The 18,416-nt window shown below is 51.7% G+C and carries 11 protein-coding genes; 1 reads left to right on the top strand and 10 read right to left on the bottom strand.

The window, feature by feature from the left end; genetic code table 11:
• Nucleotides 1–3 precede the first annotated feature (3 nt).
• Nucleotides 4–981: a hypothetical protein gene (locus tag HGH92_RS27515; RefSeq protein ID WP_168874024.1), complete on the top strand. Its 978-nt coding sequence runs from the start codon at nucleotides 4–6 to the stop codon at nucleotides 979–981.
• A 69-nt stretch (nucleotides 982–1,050) separates the two neighbouring features.
• Here the strand turns inward: HGH92_RS27515 and HGH92_RS27510 are convergent, their stop codons facing one another.
• From HGH92_RS27510 to HGH92_RS27465, 10 genes are all read right to left on the bottom strand, one after another.
• Nucleotides 1,051–1,857 (bottom strand): hypothetical protein, encoded by an 807-nt coding sequence (locus HGH92_RS27510; RefSeq protein WP_168874023.1) that lies wholly within the window; start codon nucleotides 1,855–1,857, stop codon nucleotides 1,051–1,053.
• A 239-nt stretch (nucleotides 1,858–2,096) separates the two neighbouring features.
• Entirely contained in the window at nucleotides 2,097–6,818 is a 4,722-nt protein-coding gene (locus HGH92_RS33945; RefSeq protein WP_247655057.1) for a beta-L-arabinofuranosidase domain-containing protein, read from the bottom strand.
• Between the two features lie 8 nt (nucleotides 6,819–6,826).
• A complete protein-coding gene (locus tag HGH92_RS27500; RefSeq protein WP_168874022.1) occupies nucleotides 6,827–8,806 on the bottom strand; it encodes an alpha-L-arabinofuranosidase C-terminal domain-containing protein in 1,980 nt (659 codons plus the stop codon).
• A gap of 145 nt (nucleotides 8,807–8,951) precedes the next feature.
• The gene (locus HGH92_RS27495) at nucleotides 8,952–9,671 is read right to left on the bottom strand and encodes an NUDIX hydrolase (RefSeq protein ID WP_168874021.1); all 720 of its coding nucleotides are present in this window, start codon (nucleotides 9,669–9,671) and stop codon (nucleotides 8,952–8,954) included.
• A 53-nt stretch (nucleotides 9,672–9,724) separates the two neighbouring features.
• Nucleotides 9,725–11,407: a sodium:solute symporter family transporter gene (locus HGH92_RS27490; RefSeq protein ID WP_168874020.1), complete on the bottom strand. Its 1,683-nt coding sequence runs from the start codon at nucleotides 11,405–11,407 to the stop codon at nucleotides 9,725–9,727.
• An 84-nt stretch (nucleotides 11,408–11,491) separates the two neighbouring features.
• Nucleotides 11,492–12,970 carry an L-arabinose isomerase gene (gene araA, locus HGH92_RS27485; protein ID WP_168874019.1) on the bottom strand — a complete coding sequence of 493 codons (1,479 nt, stop codon included), beginning with the start codon at nucleotides 12,968–12,970 and terminating at the stop codon, nucleotides 11,492–11,494.
• A gap of 11 nt (nucleotides 12,971–12,981) precedes the next feature.
• The gene (locus HGH92_RS27480) at nucleotides 12,982–13,680 is read right to left on the bottom strand and encodes an L-ribulose-5-phosphate 4-epimerase (RefSeq protein WP_168874018.1); all 699 of its coding nucleotides are present in this window, start codon (nucleotides 13,678–13,680) and stop codon (nucleotides 12,982–12,984) included.
• Between the two features lie 5 nt (nucleotides 13,681–13,685).
• Complete coding sequence (locus HGH92_RS27475; protein ID WP_168874017.1) at nucleotides 13,686–15,359, bottom strand: ribulokinase; 1,674 nt, start codon at nucleotides 15,357–15,359, stop codon at nucleotides 13,686–13,688.
• Between the two features lie 428 nt (nucleotides 15,360–15,787).
• A complete protein-coding gene (locus HGH92_RS27470) occupies nucleotides 15,788–16,510 on the bottom strand; it encodes a DUF3823 domain-containing protein (protein WP_168874016.1) in 723 nt (240 codons plus the stop codon).
• A gap of 10 nt (nucleotides 16,511–16,520) precedes the next feature.
• A complete protein-coding gene (locus tag HGH92_RS27465; RefSeq protein ID WP_168874015.1) occupies nucleotides 16,521–18,407 on the bottom strand; it encodes a RagB/SusD family nutrient uptake outer membrane protein in 1,887 nt (628 codons plus the stop codon).
• Nucleotides 18,408–18,416: the final 9 nt, after the last annotated feature.

The following is an 18,416-nucleotide window of genomic DNA, read 5'->3' as shown; positions in this document are numbered from 1 at the left end:
AACATGATAAACTTAAGCAAGTTAGCCCTATCGGTAGCTACACTCCCACTACGTTTTTTTTCGCAAAGCCCGGTTATTCGTTGCACGGTAAAAAGCAGCCTGTTACTGGTATTTATTTTTCCCTTGTTTCTTGCAGGCTTCCGGGCCGGCGCACAAAATCCTACCATAGTGGGTCACATGTATAACGCCAACACGGCTAATTACGCCTGGATCAAGCTTGGTACACTGACGATGCCACAGGAAGGTTCAACCGCTACTATCCGGTTCCATGGAGGCACCGGTTATAACGCAGGGATAACCCAGATGGGACAGACAGAGCTGTACATCCGTACCAGCAACGGATCTTCTATGGTCAACGGCTTTCCTTTCAGCGCGTATGCTACACGCACCGGTTATATAGCACCTGTATCTCTGATAAAGATCATCCCCAATGTAGCCGGGGCGGCACCTACCTCCTATGATATTTATATTTATCATGGTGGTTATGTTGGTTACTCTATTTATGAAGTAGTAACGATTAGCGGCGCCTATCAGCGGCTGGAGCAAATAACAGCAGCTCCCACGCAAGGGTATGATGTTCCGTTTAACCTCACGGTGCAAAATGATGTCAACCTCTCCAATGCACTGCGTACCAACTACACCACCGGCAATGTAACGATCGGCTCTCCCACAAAAAAATCGCAGCTCATGGTTAATGGCGATATTTTCACCAACAGGGTAAAGGTGAGCACCGACAACTGGCCGGATTATGTATTTAGTCCTGAGTTTGAGTTACGCCCTATTTCCGACCTGGCCCGCTATATCACGGAAAACAAACACCTGCCGGATTTACCAGCCGCAAAGGAAGTAGAAACACAGGGTCAAGATGTTGGAGAAATCAATAAAATCCTGGTAAAGAAGATGGAGGAAATGAGCCTGTATATTATTCAGCTGGACAACCGGATGAAGGAACTGGAAGGAAAACTGAATCAGAAAAAATAATCGGGGAAGCATCAACAATATGTGATTGGTTCGATATACCCTGAAAAGTATCGGACCAATCACAAAATGTTACCCAATCGAAAAAGGAATAAAGTAGTATCTGCCGTTATAATGCAAAACCAACCTGAAACCCGGCGTCGGTGCGGTTTGCATTACTTCCAGTTTATATGGATCGATACTTTCACCGTCTATATCCTTGTACTTTAGCTTCGCTATGGCGGACGTTTTCTTTTCCGCGATATTATACCTGTAGATTTTGTCATCTTTGACGTAAAACACGTAGGTTACATCTTCCACTTTAACAATCGGCGCATTGGTGACATTATGTATGTCCTGGTCCACCACCAGAGCTTCGCCATTTACAATACTAACCAGGTATACTGTTCCCGGGCTATTGGTTTCCGCCACTTCTTTCTTCAACTGTATACTGACCCAGTCGCCACCTGCTTCCGGCAGCCATACCTTAAAAACGCTGTCTATCCGGAAAAGGGTATCTTTCTTATTGATAAGAGAGAAGGTATAACATTCAAAGTCTCCTTCTTCCAGGGGCACAATGCCCGACCAGTTTACATTGGCTTTTATGCCATTTAACATCCTGAACTTGTCCCGCTGCGTGGAATCGGGTAAATCAATCATCTCATTCCGCCAGGTATAGGGCTTTAGCAATCCGGGTGCGATCAGTATAGCGGGTAGTTGATTTTCAGCCACAACAGGTGCTGATGTTGCTAATGCTGACGCCGGGAGGCTGTCCACCTGTCGCTGTGCGGCCGGCAGCCTGACAGATCCACGACAACCTGCTGACATGATATAAACCGCGATACAACCAGTAAGGGAAAGATTCTTTAGCGATATCCTTGCTGTATGCTTTTTTTTCATCTTCCGGATTTTTTGTTTAACCAATCACAAAGTATGCTGGCCGGATGTTTCTGACGCCCTACCAGCCGTGATGCTGGATACAAACATATTACCTTCCTTTAATAAAACATATTATTCTATATGATCATTTCATTAACCCCACCGGCTCATATTCGTATATACGTCTTAGTTACCTATTCCTTCAAAAAAAAGATGCCCCGCCATATGATGGCGGGACATCCATTTTATCGCTGATACAATTATTTAACCATCCATTCCTGAATACCGGAGGAGTTCTCCGATGACAACTGCACCTCCATTTTTAACGCGGTGGTTTTCACCGGGTCAAACCTCACCACGTTATACTGGTCTTTCGCAGTGCCGTAACTACCGGCATTTTGCACTGGTATCCATTCATTGCCCTTTTTGTAGTACAGCTTCCAGGAAGCGGGCACACGGCAACCACCGAATGGACCATCATCGTACCAGTACACACTGGAAGAAGAGATAGTGTACTCCTGGTCAAAATCATACTGTACCCATTCTGCTGTACCTTGTTTGGGCCACCAGTGAAAATACAGGGTGCTGTTATCTTTTGAGTCCCTGGGTTCAAACTGGTCGTTCAGGGCCATGTACATTTTTTTGTTAGGCGCAGAAGCGCTGACCTTACTTTTAGAAGCGATGGTGGGCGCAGGTTTGGGACGGGCAGCGGCTTCTTCAAAGGGAATCCACACGGTCATCTCCCCAGGGCCACGGTTGGCCCAGGCATAATACGGTATAGCCGTTACCGTTTGGGCCGACTTCACCAGCGTCTGGCTGTTCAGCTGCCGGCTGGCGGACATTCCTTTCATTTCCAGCGCCATGACGCCATTCAGTAGCGAAGGCTTATAGACAGCATGCACCGGCGCATTTTTATCGACGATGATGTTCTGCACCGTGGCATCTTTGTTGTCAGGCGCTTCCAGGCAATACATCAGCGGGCCGCGTTGCAGTGCGAAACGGCCTTTATCTGCTTCGACGAGGCTGTCGGCCATCACTTTCTGCACTTCGACCGGAAAATCCAGGCTCACCTTATCGTTCGTTTTCCAGGTGCGGTCCAGTACGGCGTAACCTTTTTCCATGCGGTATTGCGCCGGCTGACCGTTCAGCAGGATGCTGATCTTTTTTTGCGGCGTTCCAGGCGCATCGAAATAGAGCTCTCCCGGTACCGGCTTGTTCTGCGCCCATCCCGGAATACGGACGTGCAGCGCGAAAGCAGTGGCTTTGTCTGGAGCTACCGTGATGTCTGTTCTGCCGTCCCATGGGTAGTTGGTACGCTGGGTAACTTTTACTTTTCCGACAGGCAGGGTTATCTCGGCGGTATTGCCAACAAAGAGGTTCACATACAGATGGTTGGCATTTTGCCCATAGATATAACCCGGCATGGAAGGCAGGAAGCGTGTCATATTGGAAATACAACAGGCGCACCCAAACCATGCGCTGCGTTGGTGCTGCCCCATGGAAGCCAGCGGATTAGGATAAAAGAAGTGGTCCCCGCTGAGCGATACGCCGCTCAGCAGGCCGTTGTACAGGGTACGTTCCATCACGTCGATATATTTGGCATCGCCGTGCAGCAGGAACATGCGGCTGTTCCAGTACACGTTGGCAATGGCCGCACAGGTTTCCGCGTAGGCGGACATATTAGGCAGCTCATAGGCGTGGCCGAACGCTTCACCGTTGCCGGTAGCGCCAATACCGCCGGTAATATATAATTTCCGGTCCACCACATCATGCCAGATATCGTCAATGGCCGACAGGTACTGCTGATTACCGGTCAGCGCCGCCACATCGGCCATACCGGTGTACATATACGCTGCCCTTACGGCATGTCCTACAGCTTCGTGCTGCTCGGTCACTTTTTTATAGGACTGGTTATACTCGCCACTGTTGGGTTTGCCCGGACCCCGTACATCGAGGAAAAATTTAGCCAGGTCGAGATACTCCTTTTTGCCGGTCACCCGGTACATCCTGGTGAGCCCTGTTTCAACGATCTGATGCCCGGGAAAACGCTCTTCTTTGCCAAATCCGAATACGCTCACCAGCAGGTCTGCGTTTTTGATGGCGATGTCCAGCAGCGACCTTTTGCCAGTAGCCTGATAATGTGCTACAGCGGCTTCAAACAGGTGGCCGGAGTTATATAGTTCATGGCTCAGGTCTTCTTCTTTTTCCCAGCGTTTGGTACCCATCCATTCATGCGGATGCGTTGTTTTCATGGTCCTGAAAGTATACAGGTACCCATCTTTTTCCTGTGCGGCGCCAATAATGGCGATCAGAGTATCCAGGTACTTGTCGAGTTCCGGGTTTTTCTTCACCTGCAGGCTGTACGAGGCGCCTTCAATCACTTTATACAGGTCTGTATCATCAAAGGTGTACTCGGTCATTTTATCATCCTGAAGTTTACCGGCGGCCCGCAGGAAATTGTCGATACGACCTGTTTTCCGGCATTGCTCCAGGGTATAGGGAATAGACACCTCGGCATTTACTTTTATTTTCGGCGCCCAGAAATTATCAGACACGTGTACCTGCGTGAAGGGTACCGGCTGAATGGGATAATCCTGCTTCAACTGCCCTCCGGCGGAGGTGTGTCTGATCATTCTTACCGGGCCGTATACAGGGCCGGCGCTGTTATTGGGACGGGCCTGCAGTTTAACCGTTACCGTTTGTTTACCACGGGTGACGGCTACCGGCAACGGATATATGATTTCATAGAATTTGCTGGCTTTGTATTGATTGAGGTCTTCGGTGGCGATCTTTACGTCATCGATAAAGATATCGAACGTGCGGTAACGGTTGTCCATTCCCCAATAGTTGCAAAGGAGACTGTTCTCCATACTGCTGTCCACCTTCATGGTGAACGTGAGCGCTCCCCCGTCGTCGGCTATACGCCATTTACGGCCGTGGTCTTCGCCGGTGCTGCTTTTATCCGCGGTGAGATGGTGGTCCCTCTCCGGCTGCATTTCGCCCAGGCGCAGGATGTCGACGGTGCTGGCCTCTATCTGCTGCTGCCGTCTTTTCTCTGCGGCATATCTTTCCTGTTGAACGGCCCACTCCTGTGGCGTAAAGATGTCCCAGTACACGCTGTAATGTTCCTGCTGCACGGTGCTGAAAGGCACCAGTTGCAGTTCATTGGGCTGCCCTGTCTGGCGGGTATGGAATACCAGCGGCTGTTGCGGATCACGGATTACCCATTTCGCCGGATTACGCTCCGGTGTAACCAGTACAGGAATACCGGTAACCGGGTCCGGCTCCTTGTCTCCCAGCACGCCTGCCAGTACCACGGGGCCATACAGCAGCGCTATACGACCGGGATTGTCAGGCATGGCTTCACTGTAAATGCCCATCGGAAGCGAGAGTGTTACCTGGTCGCCATCGTTCCATTTGCGTTGCAGGGAAATATAACCATCAGCACCGGCAGTAATGTTCGTTTGTACCTGGCCGTTAACGGATACCTGGATGCCGTCCTTTGCCCACCGCGGCTGGCGGATACGCAAAGGAAACGAAGCGGCTTTGCGTGTATGAATGGTAAACAATACCTTATCGTCAGCCGGCAGTTGGGTGGTTTGTTCTATGGTAACGTTCCGGTCACGCCAGTGCAGGCGGGAAGGGATGAACAGGTTCACATACAAACTACCGTCTGCCCCTTCAAAATAAATGCTTTCGCCATATTTCACGTGATTCTCCATGCCAGAGCCTACGCAACAGGTAAACGTATGGAACGAATCACTGAATTCCTTACGGGCGCCCATTCGCAGCGGCACAAAATAACACATCATGCCATTCTGATGGTTTTGTGAAGCGAGGATATGATTGTACAGTCCGCGTTCATAATAATCCATCAGGTTGGCTGCCGGGCGCAGGGCAAACAGGTGCCGCGTGAGCTTAAGCATGTTATAGGTGTTGCAGGTCTCCATGGTGTTGTCCGTCAGCTGGTCGTTCAGTTTGTCCGCCGGCCCCAGGTACTCATAGTTGCTGTTACCGCCAGGCGCATAGGAATGGTGCCCTGTCACCGTGTTCCAGAAGAAAGCCGCGATGGTGCTGTCTTTCCTGTTGCCGGTAAGCTCATAGCGACGGATACAGCCTACCACTTTGGGGATCTGCGTATTGGAATGTTTGCCGGGCAATACGTCCAGTTGCGCAGCGAGGGAATCAAGGATACGCCGGTCATGAAACCGGAAAGACATGTCCAGGTACTTCTTTTCGGCGGTCAGCGCGTAAGTGTTTACCAACACATCGTTCATGCCGCCATATTCGCACAACAACATTTTTTGCACCAGTGAATCCGGGAGATGATCAACGATTGTCCCTGTCCAGTCGGCCATGCCTTTCTCTACCGTCAGCGCTTTTTTATTGCCGCAATAGAAATAGGCGTCCAGCAGGCCGGCCATTATTTTGTGTACAGTGTACCAGGGCGACCAGCCGCCGTTCAGGTCAAATCCACGGGAGCGGATATTACCTGCCGCCACTTGTGCCCATAAAGTATCTTCACCCGGAATAGCGCCCAGGTAGCCGGTCTTGCGGTGCTCCTGGCATACCGCCAGTTCATCCACCATGTAGTTCACCCGGTCAAGAAATCGTTTGTCACCGGTGGCAGCGTATTGCATGGAACAGGCCGACAGGTAATGGCCGAGGGTGTGACCGGCCAGCCCGGTGGATTCCCAGCCTCCATAACGTGCTGCTTTTTCCTTTAAACCGGCATGATTGCGGAAATCGGCCAGCAGCCTGTCAGGTTCCACTATCAGCAGATAGCCGGCATCGGCTTCCATGGCTTTTTTAAACGGGCCGTCCAATACCTCTACGTCCCGAAGGGAAAAGGTATATGCCTGCAAGGGCACCACCGGCTTCACTTTCACGACAGCATCATGCAGGCCGGGCACATAAGATTGCGCAGCGATATCGGTCAGTCCTGCATGTAACGCCAGCAAAACAAGGAACAACTTCTTCATAACAACACTTACTTGTTTATTTTAACCCTGATCACATAAAAAGACCATGGCGCGATTTCAGTACGGACCGTTTTTCCTTTGACAGCGATGTTCTTTTCCTCGGGAGCGATACCCACTGGTTGTTCCAGCGAATTCACCGCCTGGAGGCTGTTGCTTCGCAGGATAGTCAGCCGCCCGCTGGCCGCCAGGCTTTTTACGCCTTCCACTGCCACTGCTACCGGCTGGGCCGTGCCCGCCGCATTGACCAGCTTGATCACCAGTTCACCGCTTTTTTCATCTACTACCGTAGAAGCATATACGCTGTCCTGTCCGCTGATCACTTTGTAATCTTTTAATATGGGCACTACCACGGTGCCTTTATTATTGGCGTAGAGTTTTTGCACGTAGTAGTTGGGAGTGCCGTACGCGCGCAGGTTATCGAACCAGATAAGGTCCGGCGCCCACTGCCATCCGTCCACATGTGCCAGCAGTGGTGCATAGGACGCCATCGTCACTACATCGGCATTGCGTTCCAGGCCCGTCATGAACGCTGCTTCCGCCAGGGCGCTTTGCCAGTTATTGCGCTGGAGGCCCTCGGTGCCCCTGCTATGAGCGGCGTATTCGCCGGCGAAGATCTTAGGTCCTTTACGGTCGTATGCATCATACCGGGCCGCATTGCCGAGGAACCATTCCGGCGGACTATAATAATGTTCATCGAGGATATCCGCCTGTAATTTGCGGAGAGTATCGTTCAGGAAATTGAACTTGTCGCCTGACGGACTGGGGCCAAGACTGTTGACCAGCCTGATGTCCGGGTATTTGTCCTTAATCGCTTTTGCAAACAAGGTATATCTTTCCACGTATTGTGGCCCCCATTGTTCATTGCCCACGCCCAGCATTTTCAGGTTAAACGGAGCCGGATGTCCCATTTTGGCCCTCAGCGCGCCCCATTTGGTAGTAACACCGCCATTGGCAAACTCGATGAGGTCCAGCGCGTCCTGGATGTACGGGTCCAGTTCGTTGACAGCCACCACTTCCCCGCTGTTATACTGGCAGGCCATGCCGCAGTTAAGGATCGGTAACGGTGACGCTCCTATGTCTTCCGCCAGCAGGAAGTATTCAAAGAACCCGAGGCCAAAAGACTGGAAATAGTCTGGCGCTGCGCGGTGCGCAAATTCGGTGTTCCAGCGGTTGATGATCAGTTCACGTTCGCTCACGTCGCCAACCGTTTTTTTCCACTGGTAGCGGTTTGCCAGGTCACGGCCTTCCACGATACAGCCGCCGGGAAAGCGGAGGAAGCCCGGATGCAGGTCGGCCAGCAATTGTACCAGGTCGGCCCGGAGACCGTTGCCGCGTTCTTTCCAGGTGTGTTGCGGGAACAGGGATATCATGTCAGCATCTATCCCGCCGCTGCCTGTAAAAGTCAGTTGCAGCTTGCCTTTTGCAGCGGTAGCTGCTGCCGTAAAACTGGCTTTGTATAACTGCCAGCTGTCACCGGCCGGCGATATGGTAGTTGTTCCGATGGTTTTGCCGGCATCATCCAGCAGGTTTACGGTGAGCTTTACAGCGCTGCCAGGCTGCAGGCGGGCGTATAGCGAGAAGTTATACTGCTCCCCTGCCTTAATGCCCATGCCACGGAAACCTTCATTCACCATCGTAAAACTGCGTGCGGCCGGCAGGGTTATCTTTGCAAAACGAGGGTTGGAGCTGTTATCCTCCTGGCGGTTGACTACCAGTATCTGCCCGTTGGACACCGCGCCTTCCGGGACGGTCCAGCCCATCAGCGGAACACTGAATTCAAAAGATCGGTTCTTTACCAGTTCAGCATAAATGCCGCCGTCGGCGCTGAAGTTGATGTCTTCGAAGAAGATGCCCCACATGTTGGGGGACACCGATGCCTTCACCTCCCCTGCCTTTACCGTGAAATTCAGCGGCTGCTGGGCAGTTGAGGGAAGCACGTAAGCGCCTGTCATAAGTGCCAGTGAGCTAATGATATGTCGTATTTTCATATGCGGTTGTGCCTGTTTTTTTTTTATAGTATACGATATAATACGGTATATCGATGGCTATACTTTAATTGTCATTTAAACAATTATATTATTCCGCAAAAAAAGTGTTCCCCTGGGATGGGGAACACTTTTTTTACACGCATTTTTATAATGTACCGTTCCGCTGTAATACATGCGGGTCGGGGACGAAGTTCAGGAAAGCATGGAAGTTGGCATTATATTTTTTCCGGTCGATCTTGTAATACCAGGCGCCTTTCTTTGAGCTTAGCTTGTCTTTGTCTGCCAGCTTTACCAGCAGTTTGGTAGAAAGGACCTTTCGGCTGAAGTTACCTTTATCGAACGTGGTATTGTATACTGATTCATACAATTGCTGCAATTGAGGAATGGTAAACTTCGCCGGCAGCAGTTCCAGCAACAGCGGATGCAAGGCTGCCTTATAGCGGAGCTTTTCCTTGGCCAGGTCCACCATCTCCTTATGGTCAAAGATCAGGTCGGGATGATGGTTAATAGGGAACCATACGGCATGAAAGTCCTCGTTGAGCTGCTGTTTGTACTTTTGTATGTCAATCAGTGCGGTATAGGCGACAGACACAGTACGCTCCACGGTATCACGGGACGGAGAGCTGAAAGTATGCAGTTGTTCCATATAGATACCATCCAGTCCGGTGAGATTTTTCAGGACCCTGCTGGCTGCCTCTTCCGCACTTTCATGTTCCTGTATAAAACCGCCCACCAGGCTCCATTTGCCTTTACATGGCTCAAACCCCCTTTGTATCAGCAACAGTTTCAGCTCCTGGCCATCGAACCCAAAAATGATACAGTCAACGGCAAATAACAACCTGGTCTGCTGCGAGTATCTCTTCATAAAAACAAATTAGGAGATGAAAGTACAATATATTGACGGGAATTCCCACACCCTTACCAGAACCGGATATACAAAGCAGACAACAGCAATAATATAACGACGATCAGCACAGTGGTAGCCGGTGTGACCCTGAACATGGCCTTGTCCAGCACAAAGGCTTTCGGATTGACTTTCGGTCCTGCGAAACTGATCAGCACCATGACGATCATGGTAAACATAAAGGCCAGTCCCATACAGATGAGGAAAGGTATTTCATACCCGCCTTTCCCGTTAGGGTAAGCAGTATAGAAAATGGTTTCATGCCCCAATACCGCCGGTGCAAACTGGTTAAAGAACACACACAGCGTAAACCCGGTGATGATACCGGCTACGGCAGCCGCGCCGGTAGTGCGTTTCCAGAACATGCCCAGTATAAACATGGCAAATACGCCCGGACTGATAAAACCGGTATATTTCTGGATGAACGTAAATCCGCCTTCGCCGCCTATGCCCAGCAGATCGTTCCAGGTGAAGAGGATTCCCAGCAGCATCGCCGTGATAACGGTGATACGTCCGGTCCACACCAGCTTCGCTTCGGATGCGTCTTTTTTGATGTATTTACGGTAAATGTCCAGGGTAAAAATGGTGGAGATACTGTTGGCCTTCCCTGCCAGGGAAGCCACGATTGCGGCCGTCAGCGCCGCTATGGACAAACCTTTCAGGCCCGAAGGCAGGAAACCCAGGATGGCCGCGTAGGCGCCGTCTTTGCTGGCCAGACCAGGCAGGTGGCCATTTTTCTGCAATACGTAGGCAGCAATACCGGGCAACATCACGATAACAGGCATCATGATCTTCAACAGCCCTGCAAAGAGGATGCCGTGGCGGGCCGTTTGCAGATCAGCGCCCAGCGCGCGTTGTGTGATGTACTGGTTACAGCCCCAGTAGTTCAGGTTCACGATCCATTGTCCTGCTGCGTACATCAGGATACCCGGCAGCACCAGGTATTTGTTGATATATTCCTGTGAAGAAGCGGTGGTCGGTTTGGCCAGTATCATATGAAAATGGTCGGGCGCATCTTTCATCAGCGCATTAAAACCCGCCAGGGCATCGTGCCCCAGGCCAAATTTCTCACTGACAAGCGTCAGCGCCATATAAGTGGTGGCCAGCCCCCCGATGATCAATACCCCTACCTGGATCACATCCGTGTAACCGATCACCTTCATACCTCCGAGGGTAATGATGATGGCAAACACAGACAGGGCAATCATCACCACATGCAGGTACTCACCGCCCAGTAGTCCGTTGATGGCCAGCGCGCCGAGGTATAAAATAGAAGTAAGGTTAACGAACACATAGAGAAACAGCCAGAAAACAGCCATGATCAGCGCCACGGTTTCGTTGTAGCGCGTCTTCAAAAACTGTGGCATGGTATAAATTTTATTCTTCAGGTAGATAGGAATAAACCAAACCGCGATAATGATCAATGCGATGGCTGCGATCCATTCATAGGCCGCTACGGCAATGCCGACAAAATAACCATCGCCGCTCATGCCGATAAACTGCTCTGCGGAAATATTGGAAGCAATGAGCGAGGCGCCGATGGCCCACCAGGTGAGGGAACCTTCGGCCAGGAAAAAGTCTTTGGTATCGGAATCAGTTTTCTTTTTCCGTCTGTATATCCAGTAACCATATACAGCAACAACAATGAAGTAGATAATAAAGACGATTATATCGCCGGTGGAAAGAATGTTTTGCATAACGGGCTGTTTGTTGGAAGTTGGCATGTGATACCGCAGCATGCATTCCCGGTGTTTTACCGGGAACGCCCGCTGCAAATGGGATTATCGATAACAGACATCGTTCCAGCGAAGCTCATTCCTGAACTCCCGCAGGTCTGTATTTTTGCCGATGAGGGCCAGTTCAATACCTGCCATGTCTGCGAAGTCCTGCATCTGTGCGGCGGTAAGGTTCTGGCTGTAGCAGGTATGATGTGCGCCGCCGGCCAGTATCCAGGCGGTGCAGCCTTGCTTCATGTCCGGGTATGGCTTCCACAATACGCGGGCCACCGGTAACTTCGGCAGGTCCTGTGGCGGTGCCACGGCCTCCACTTCATTGACCAGCAGGCGGAAACGGTTGCCCATGTCCACGATGGAAGCATTGATAGCAGGACCGGCAGCGGAGTTAAATACCAGCCGCACCGGGTCTGCCTTTCCTCCTATTCCCAACGGATGTTTTTCACAGGAGGGCTTACCGTCTGCAATGGACTCACAGATTTCCAGCATGTGAGACCCAAGCACCATAGGATTGGCCGGATCAAAGTGATAGGTATAATCTTCCATGAAAGAGTTGCCGCCTGGTAAACCGCTGCCCATTACTTTCATGGCCCTTACCAGCGCGGCTGTTTTCCAGTCGCCTTCGCCGGCAAAACCATACCCCGCTTTCATGAGCCGCTGTACGGCAATACCGGGCAGCTGTATCATGCCGTGCAGGTCTTCGAAAGTATCGGAGAACCCTTTAAAGTTTCCTTCTTCCAGGAATGTTTTCAGCCCCAGTTCTATCCTGGCCGCGTCTTTCAGCGCCTGGTCCTGCAACAGTGCGGCAGAAACCGTATAGGCTTCCCCGTATTCCTTCACCAGCGCGGTCACGGCGGCATCAGAGATACTGTTGATGACCTGCACCAGGTCGCCGATGCCATGTGTGTTACAGGAGAATCCCAACTTCGATTCCGCTTCCACTTTATCACCATCTGTTACCGCCACGTAGCGCATGTTGTCGCCGAAACGAACGAAGCGCGCCCCCTGCCAGTCGTGCCATCCTGCGGCCACCCTTGCCCAGGCGCCCAGTTCTGTCAGTACTTCAGGGTCCTGCCAGTGGCCGGTGATCACTTTCCGGTTGATCCGCATGCGGCTCATCATAAACCCAAACTCTCTGTCGCCATGGGCGCTTTGATTGAGGTTCATAAAGTCCATGTCTATTTCGCTCCAGGGGATATCGCGGTTGAACTGCGTATGCAGGTGGCAAATGGGCCTGGACAATGCTTTCAGCCCTCGTATCCACATTTTGGCGGGCGAGAACGTATGCATCCAGGTGATGACGCCGATACAATTGGGCGTGCTGTTGGCTTCCATGCATACCGCGTAAATTTCATCCGCTGTTTTAACAGTGGGCTTATAAACCACGGTAACGGGTATACGGGCATCCTGGTGAAGCGAAGCCGCAATTTCCCGGCTGTGCGCAGCCACCTGTTTTAATGTTTCTTCGCCGTATAAGTGCTGGCTACCCGTTACAAACCAGACCTCGTAGTTTTTCAGATCAATCATGTTCGCTTGTTTTACTGCCCGTAATAGGAATTGGGGCCATGTTTACGTTCAAAGTGTTTTTTGATCAGCGCATCTTTCAGCCGGGGAGCATTCCCGTTGATGGATTCTGTGAGATAGGCCATTTGCGCGACCGACTCCAATACCGCGCTGTTATATACTGCTTTGGCAGGTGTAGCGCCCCAGGTGAAGGGAGCATGGTTTCCTACCAGAATCATTTCTATTTCTTTATAGGACAATCCGCGTTCCGCCAGCGTATTGATGATCTGGAAACCGGTCTGGTATTCATAATCGCCGGCGATCATATCATCGTGCATGGGCGGGGCGCAGGGGATGTCGATGGTGTTATGGTCAGCATGGGTAGTGCCATAGATGGGGATATCGCGCTGGCTCTGCGCCCATGCCGTGGCATAGGTGGAGTGTGTATGCACGATACCGCCAATATCTTCCCAGTGCTTATACAATACTGCATGGGTAAGGGTATCAGAAGAAGGGCGCAGTTGTCCTTCCACTGTTTTCCCGTCGAAGTCCACTATCACCATTTTTTCGGGAGATAGTTCCGCATAGGGAACGCCGCTGGGTTTGATGGCAAACACGCCCAGTCCTCGGTCTGCCGCGCTGACGTTGCCGAAGGTGAAGATGACCAGTCCCAGCGCAGGCAGCTGCATATTGGCTTCATAGGCCGCCTGCCGGATATGTTGATACTGTTGCATACAAATTAATCAGTGTTGACGGTGGCGGTGAAAGCCCCTAATGATTTATATTTCCGGTACCTGTTTTCGTATATGCCTGCATAGCGGGCGTTGGGCTGATAGGTGACTTCAAACCCCTGCCCCATGGCTTCCATGGCGTCTTCCACTTTAGGGAAGATGCCTGCCGCCGTAGCGGCGAACATGGCGGCGCCCAGTGCGCAGGTTTGTTCCGAGCGGTGTATCCGTATGGGCATGTTCATAATGTCGGCCATCATCTGCATGATGAAAGGTGATTTTTTGGCCACGCCGCCGATGCCGATGAGTCCTTTTACCGGCACGCCTTCCCTTTCAAAGCGCTCTACGATGGCTTTGGCGCCAAAGCAGGTGGATTCCGCCACGGCGCGGAAAATGCGTGGCGTATCGGAAGCCAGGTTAAGGCCGGTGAGCGTGCCTTTGAGCGACTGGTCCGCGTCGGGCGTACGGCGGCCGTTCAGCCAGTCGATGCCCAGCTCGTCGTGTTCCTGCGGCGGGATCAGCGCCGCCTGTTTGGCCAGCTCGGCGATCATCCTGCCGGAGGCTTCCTGCGCCAGCTTTGCGGCGATCTCCGGAGTGATAAGGGAGGACGATGGCAGCAGGTGCTGTAACGGCCATGCCAGTACGTTGCTGAACCAGGCATAGGCATCGCCGAAGGCGGACTGCCCCGCTTCCATGCCCATCATGCCTGGTATCACGGAGCCTGGCACCTGCCCGCAGATACCTTTTACCAGTTTGTGTTCCATTTCTTCCATCGGCGCCACCAGCATATCGCAGGTGGAGGTGCCCATTACCTTGCTGAGATGATACGGTTCTATTTGTCCGCCTACGGCGCCCATGTGTGCGTCGAAAGCGCCGATGCCTATCACCACGTCAGTGGAAAGCCCCAGCCTTTCCGCCCATTCAGGGCAAAGGTGGCCGGCCGCTTCACCGGCGGTATAGGTCCGGGTAAAAAGCTTTTTGGTAAATCCTGACAACAGCGGGTCTATGGCCGTGAAGAACGCGTCCGGCGGCAGACCGCAAAATTCCGTGGCAAACAACGCTTTGTGGCCCGCGCTGCAAATGCCACGTTTCATCTGCCGGATATGTTTCCCGCCGGACAACAGAAACGGTATCCAGTCGCAGTGTTCCACCCACGAGTAAGTGGCCTGCCGTACCGCTTCGTCTGCCCGGAGAATATGCAGCAGCTTGGCCCAGAACCATTCCGAGGAATAAATCCCTCCTACATAACGCAGGTAGTTCTGTTGGAAGGTGGCGGCGGTAGCATTGATGGCTGCAGCCTCCTTCAGGGCCGTATGGTCTTTCCAAAGCACGAACATGGCATTGGGATTATCCTGGAAAGCCGGTGTGAGCGCCAGCGGCGTACCCGTTTCATCTACCGCTACCGGCGTGGAACCGGTAGTGTCCACCGAAATAGCTTTAATGTTGGCGGCAGCTCCCGGGCCCGCCTGTTGCAGGCATTGCCGGATGGTGGCTTCCAGTCCCTCTATATAATCCAGGGGATGCTGGCGGAACCGGCTTTCTGCTGCGTTGCAGTACAGTCCGTCCTTCCAGCGTGGGTAATAAAATACAGCTGAGGCAATTTCATTTCCATTGTGTACATCCACTATGATCGCGCGTACCGAATCGGTACCGTAGTCTACTCCTATTACCCAGAATGAGCTCATATTAATTATTTGATTGACATTTATTTAAAAAGGCAGCAATAATTGGCAGGTATTATCTCCCGTGGAAAACATCAGGCCGGGGTATGACTGTGCATACATAACGGCGGCGTCTTTTCATAACATGGATCTAAAAACCGGTACAGCATCTATTCTTTTGCTGTGACAATCCAAAAAAACAAAATAATTGTCACATTTACAATTAAAACATCAAAAAAAACTTTTAAAAAAGATAAAACATTGAGCTGCAAAGCATTTCCGGCAACATTTTGTATCCCCGCGGTACATAATACCCAAAATAAGAAGCGCCCCAAAAGAGGCGCCTCTGTTAACAGCTAAAGTTTAAAACATAGGGATTGTCAGCGTATTCATCTTTCGCATCTAATCTGAACACCTGGCAACCAGGACTTTTTTCCGGCTTTATTGCCCGGTTACGGCAGCTTCAGCTGCTGCACGGTACTGTATATCCTTTCCGCCACCCCGGAGGTTTTTACGCCGATCCGTGCGTAACAGTATTTTTTGTTGTACAAACTAAGCAGGTTCAACTGCTTTACCCTGTCGGCACTGCTGCTATATTTGGACGACTTTAAACTGACTTTGGCGGTCAGCTGTGTTCCGGTGGCCAGGGGCGATACATCGGTCAGTTCTATCTGGTTGATGGCGTCCACAAATTGCGTGGCCCCCACATACAGCGTGGCAGATTCCAGTGTCTTACCACTGACCACCTGGCTGATGGTAAACGTGGCGGTAACACTGCTGTCTGCCGGCTGATAACTGAATGTAGTCCCTCCTACGGTGAAAAACGGGGTCACCGCCAGGTCAATCTCCGTACTGCCGTTCACGTTCACATCAATGGAATCGGTATTGTCCTGCCACGGACCGTTGCCCCGCAGTAATGTCAGCTTGTACTGTCCGTTAAACAGCACGGCCTGGAACCGGCCGTCCTGGTCAATGTACACGGGTATCTTATTAAACAGCTGGTACCCGTGCTGCCACAGCTCCATCTGCACCCCGTTGGAACGAAGGCCCAGGGCCTCCTTATTATACACTACACGGCCTTTGAGGATGGAGGACGGTGGATCATAATTGTCTTTTTTGCAGCCGGCCAGTATGGCTAACAGGGCCAGCAGCGTGACTATATTTCTCTGTAACATGATCATAAGATTAGTGATTGGGATTGGGTACCAGTTTAGGATTGTTGTTGATCCACGATTGATCTATCTGCGAATAGTAGTTGCCGATACGGAAGAAACGCGGCACCCGGAAACGGGGCGGCAGCACTTTATCGAAAACGTACTTACCGTCTCTGGCCGGGTCTCCGGGCTTCACCACGCGATAGGGATACAGACCGTACACCATATCGTTGGGGTTACCGGCATCACCATTCCAGAGTTTGTCTGCTATGCGCCAGCGTTTCAGGTCCCAAACGCGGTGGTCTTCAAATGCCAGTTCCACCCGGCGTTCGTTCCTCAGCTTGTCGATCGTCAGCATAGCCAGGCTGTTGGCCGGGAAACCCGCCCTCTCCCGCAGCTCATTGACATAAGTGAGCGCTTCGGACATCTGTCCCAGTTCCAGCGCGGCTTCTGCGGCATTGAGATATATTTCTCCCAGCCGGAAACGTACCCACCAAACCGTACTTTGAATACCGCGTGTACTCGTGCCCGTGCCGGCATCAATGAACTTACGGAGATAAAAACCAGTGGTGCTTACTTCCTGGATGTCGCGGTGAGGACCGGCGCTTCCTACCAGCAGTTTGCCGTCCGTCCAGTTCGAACTTAAGTCCGCCCCCTCGATGGTATTAAACCGGTTGGCAGCGGCATCCCAGGCTTTCACGCCTGCCTGCATTTCGATGGTCTGCCCCTTGAAGCCGGCGCCGGGATAGATCACCGTGCCATACAGGCGCGCATCTTTATTGGCAAAAATATCCTGCGGCTTATCGTAATAAATGTAGTCGGAATTGTCCGCTGTCCGCGTTTTTAAGGTACCGGGCGTACCATCGAGATACTCAAAACTCTCTACCAGTCCCAAAGACGGCGTAATACCGGAAGACGACAGGTTATCTTCCCGGATACTGCGAACAATATTGTCGTAAGAGAACAAATGTCTTTTGGTAGGATTTAAAAAGTCCTGCACAAAAATGGCTTCCCGGTTGGCGATTTTATTGACCACCGCTTCATAGAAATTTTCGCCCTTATTGGGGTTGTTGCGGTACAGCGAATAAAAACCGCTGCTGATAATTTCTTTGGAGGCGTTCAGCGACTGCTGGTAGTAAGCATCCGCCTTCGATGCCGGGATGCCCACCTCTCCATTGGGCAACGTGATATTGACATTGCCGGCGATGTTATTGTATTTGGCGAGCGAACCGGCGTATAACATTGCACGGCTCTTCAGGGCCAGCGCGGTATATTTGTTGGCGCGGGTATTGCTGGCCGACTTGTTGGAGCCTGTGTTACTGATAATATTGCCCAGGTCGCCCTGAATGGCGTCCATCTCGGCGGCAATAAAATCATATACTTCGCTTTCTTTGGCACGGGGCACCTGCAGTGGCGTAGGATCGCCGCTATAGTCATATATCAGCTGTTTGGTGATCAGCGGCACGCCGCCCATTCTTTTCACCATTTCGAAATAAACATACGCCCGCAGGAACCGCAGCTCCGCCGAAAATTGTTTTTTCTGGTCAGCAGGCAGACTGACACTGTAGCGGTCAATACCTTCAAGGGCCAGGTTAATGTCCCTGATCAGTTCATATTCCCACAGCGCCCAGCGGTTATACGGATAGGTGGTGATATTGTTGCGGCCATCGTTGCCGGAATAGCCGGACCACATGGCATCGTCATAATCGGCCATATTGGCCCAGTTGCCGGTCATGCCCATATCGGTAGGGAGACGGTCATAATAATTCGCCAGCAATGCCAGTATCTGTTTGGGATCGTTCCACACCTGTTCTTCCAGCAGGATGGTCTTGGGTTTCCGTTCCAACCAGTCTTTTTTACAGGCCGCCCCTAACAGCAACAACAGGAGCATCATCATGTAATAGGCAGTATTTTTCATCAGCGGACT

The sequence above is a fragment of the Chitinophaga varians genome, assembly GCF_012641275.1.
Taxonomy (GTDB): Bacteria; Bacteroidota; Bacteroidia; order Chitinophagales; family Chitinophagaceae; genus Chitinophaga; species Chitinophaga varians_A.
This window is presented reverse-complemented; position numbering and strand designations above follow the sequence as displayed.

Excerpts from the sequence above, each read along its gene's own strand:
- HGH92_RS33945 (WP_247655057.1), bottom strand. The coding sequence starts at position 6,818 with ATGAAGAAGTTGTTCCTTGTTTTGCTGGCGTTACATGCAGGACTGACC.
- HGH92_RS27490 (WP_168874020.1), bottom strand. The coding sequence starts at position 11,407 with ATGCAAAACATTCTTTCCACCGGCGATATAATCGTCTTTATTATCTAC.
- HGH92_RS27480 (WP_168874018.1), bottom strand. The coding sequence starts at position 13,680 with ATGCAACAGTATCAACATATCCGGCAGGCGGCCTATGAAGCCAATATG.
- araA (WP_168874019.1), bottom strand. The coding sequence starts at position 12,970 with ATGATTGATCTGAAAAACTACGAGGTCTGGTTTGTAACGGGTAGCCAG.
- HGH92_RS27495 (WP_168874021.1), bottom strand. The coding sequence starts at position 9,671 with ATGAAGAGATACTCGCAGCAGACCAGGTTGTTATTTGCCGTTGACTGT.
- HGH92_RS27465 (WP_168874015.1), bottom strand. The coding sequence starts at position 18,407 with ATGAAAAATACTGCCTATTACATGATGATGCTCCTGTTGTTGCTGTTA.
- HGH92_RS27475 (WP_168874017.1), bottom strand. The coding sequence starts at position 15,359 with ATGAGCTCATTCTGGGTAATAGGAGTAGACTACGGTACCGATTCGGTA.
- HGH92_RS27510 (WP_168874023.1), bottom strand. The coding sequence starts at position 1,857 with ATGAAAAAAAAGCATACAGCAAGGATATCGCTAAAGAATCTTTCCCTT.
- HGH92_RS27515 (WP_168874024.1), top strand. The coding sequence starts at position 4 with ATGATAAACTTAAGCAAGTTAGCCCTATCGGTAGCTACACTCCCACTA.
- HGH92_RS27500 (WP_168874022.1), bottom strand. The coding sequence starts at position 8,806 with ATGAAAATACGACATATCATTAGCTCACTGGCACTTATGACAGGCGCT.
- HGH92_RS27470 (WP_168874016.1), bottom strand. The coding sequence starts at position 16,510 with ATGTTACAGAGAAATATAGTCACGCTGCTGGCCCTGTTAGCCATACTG.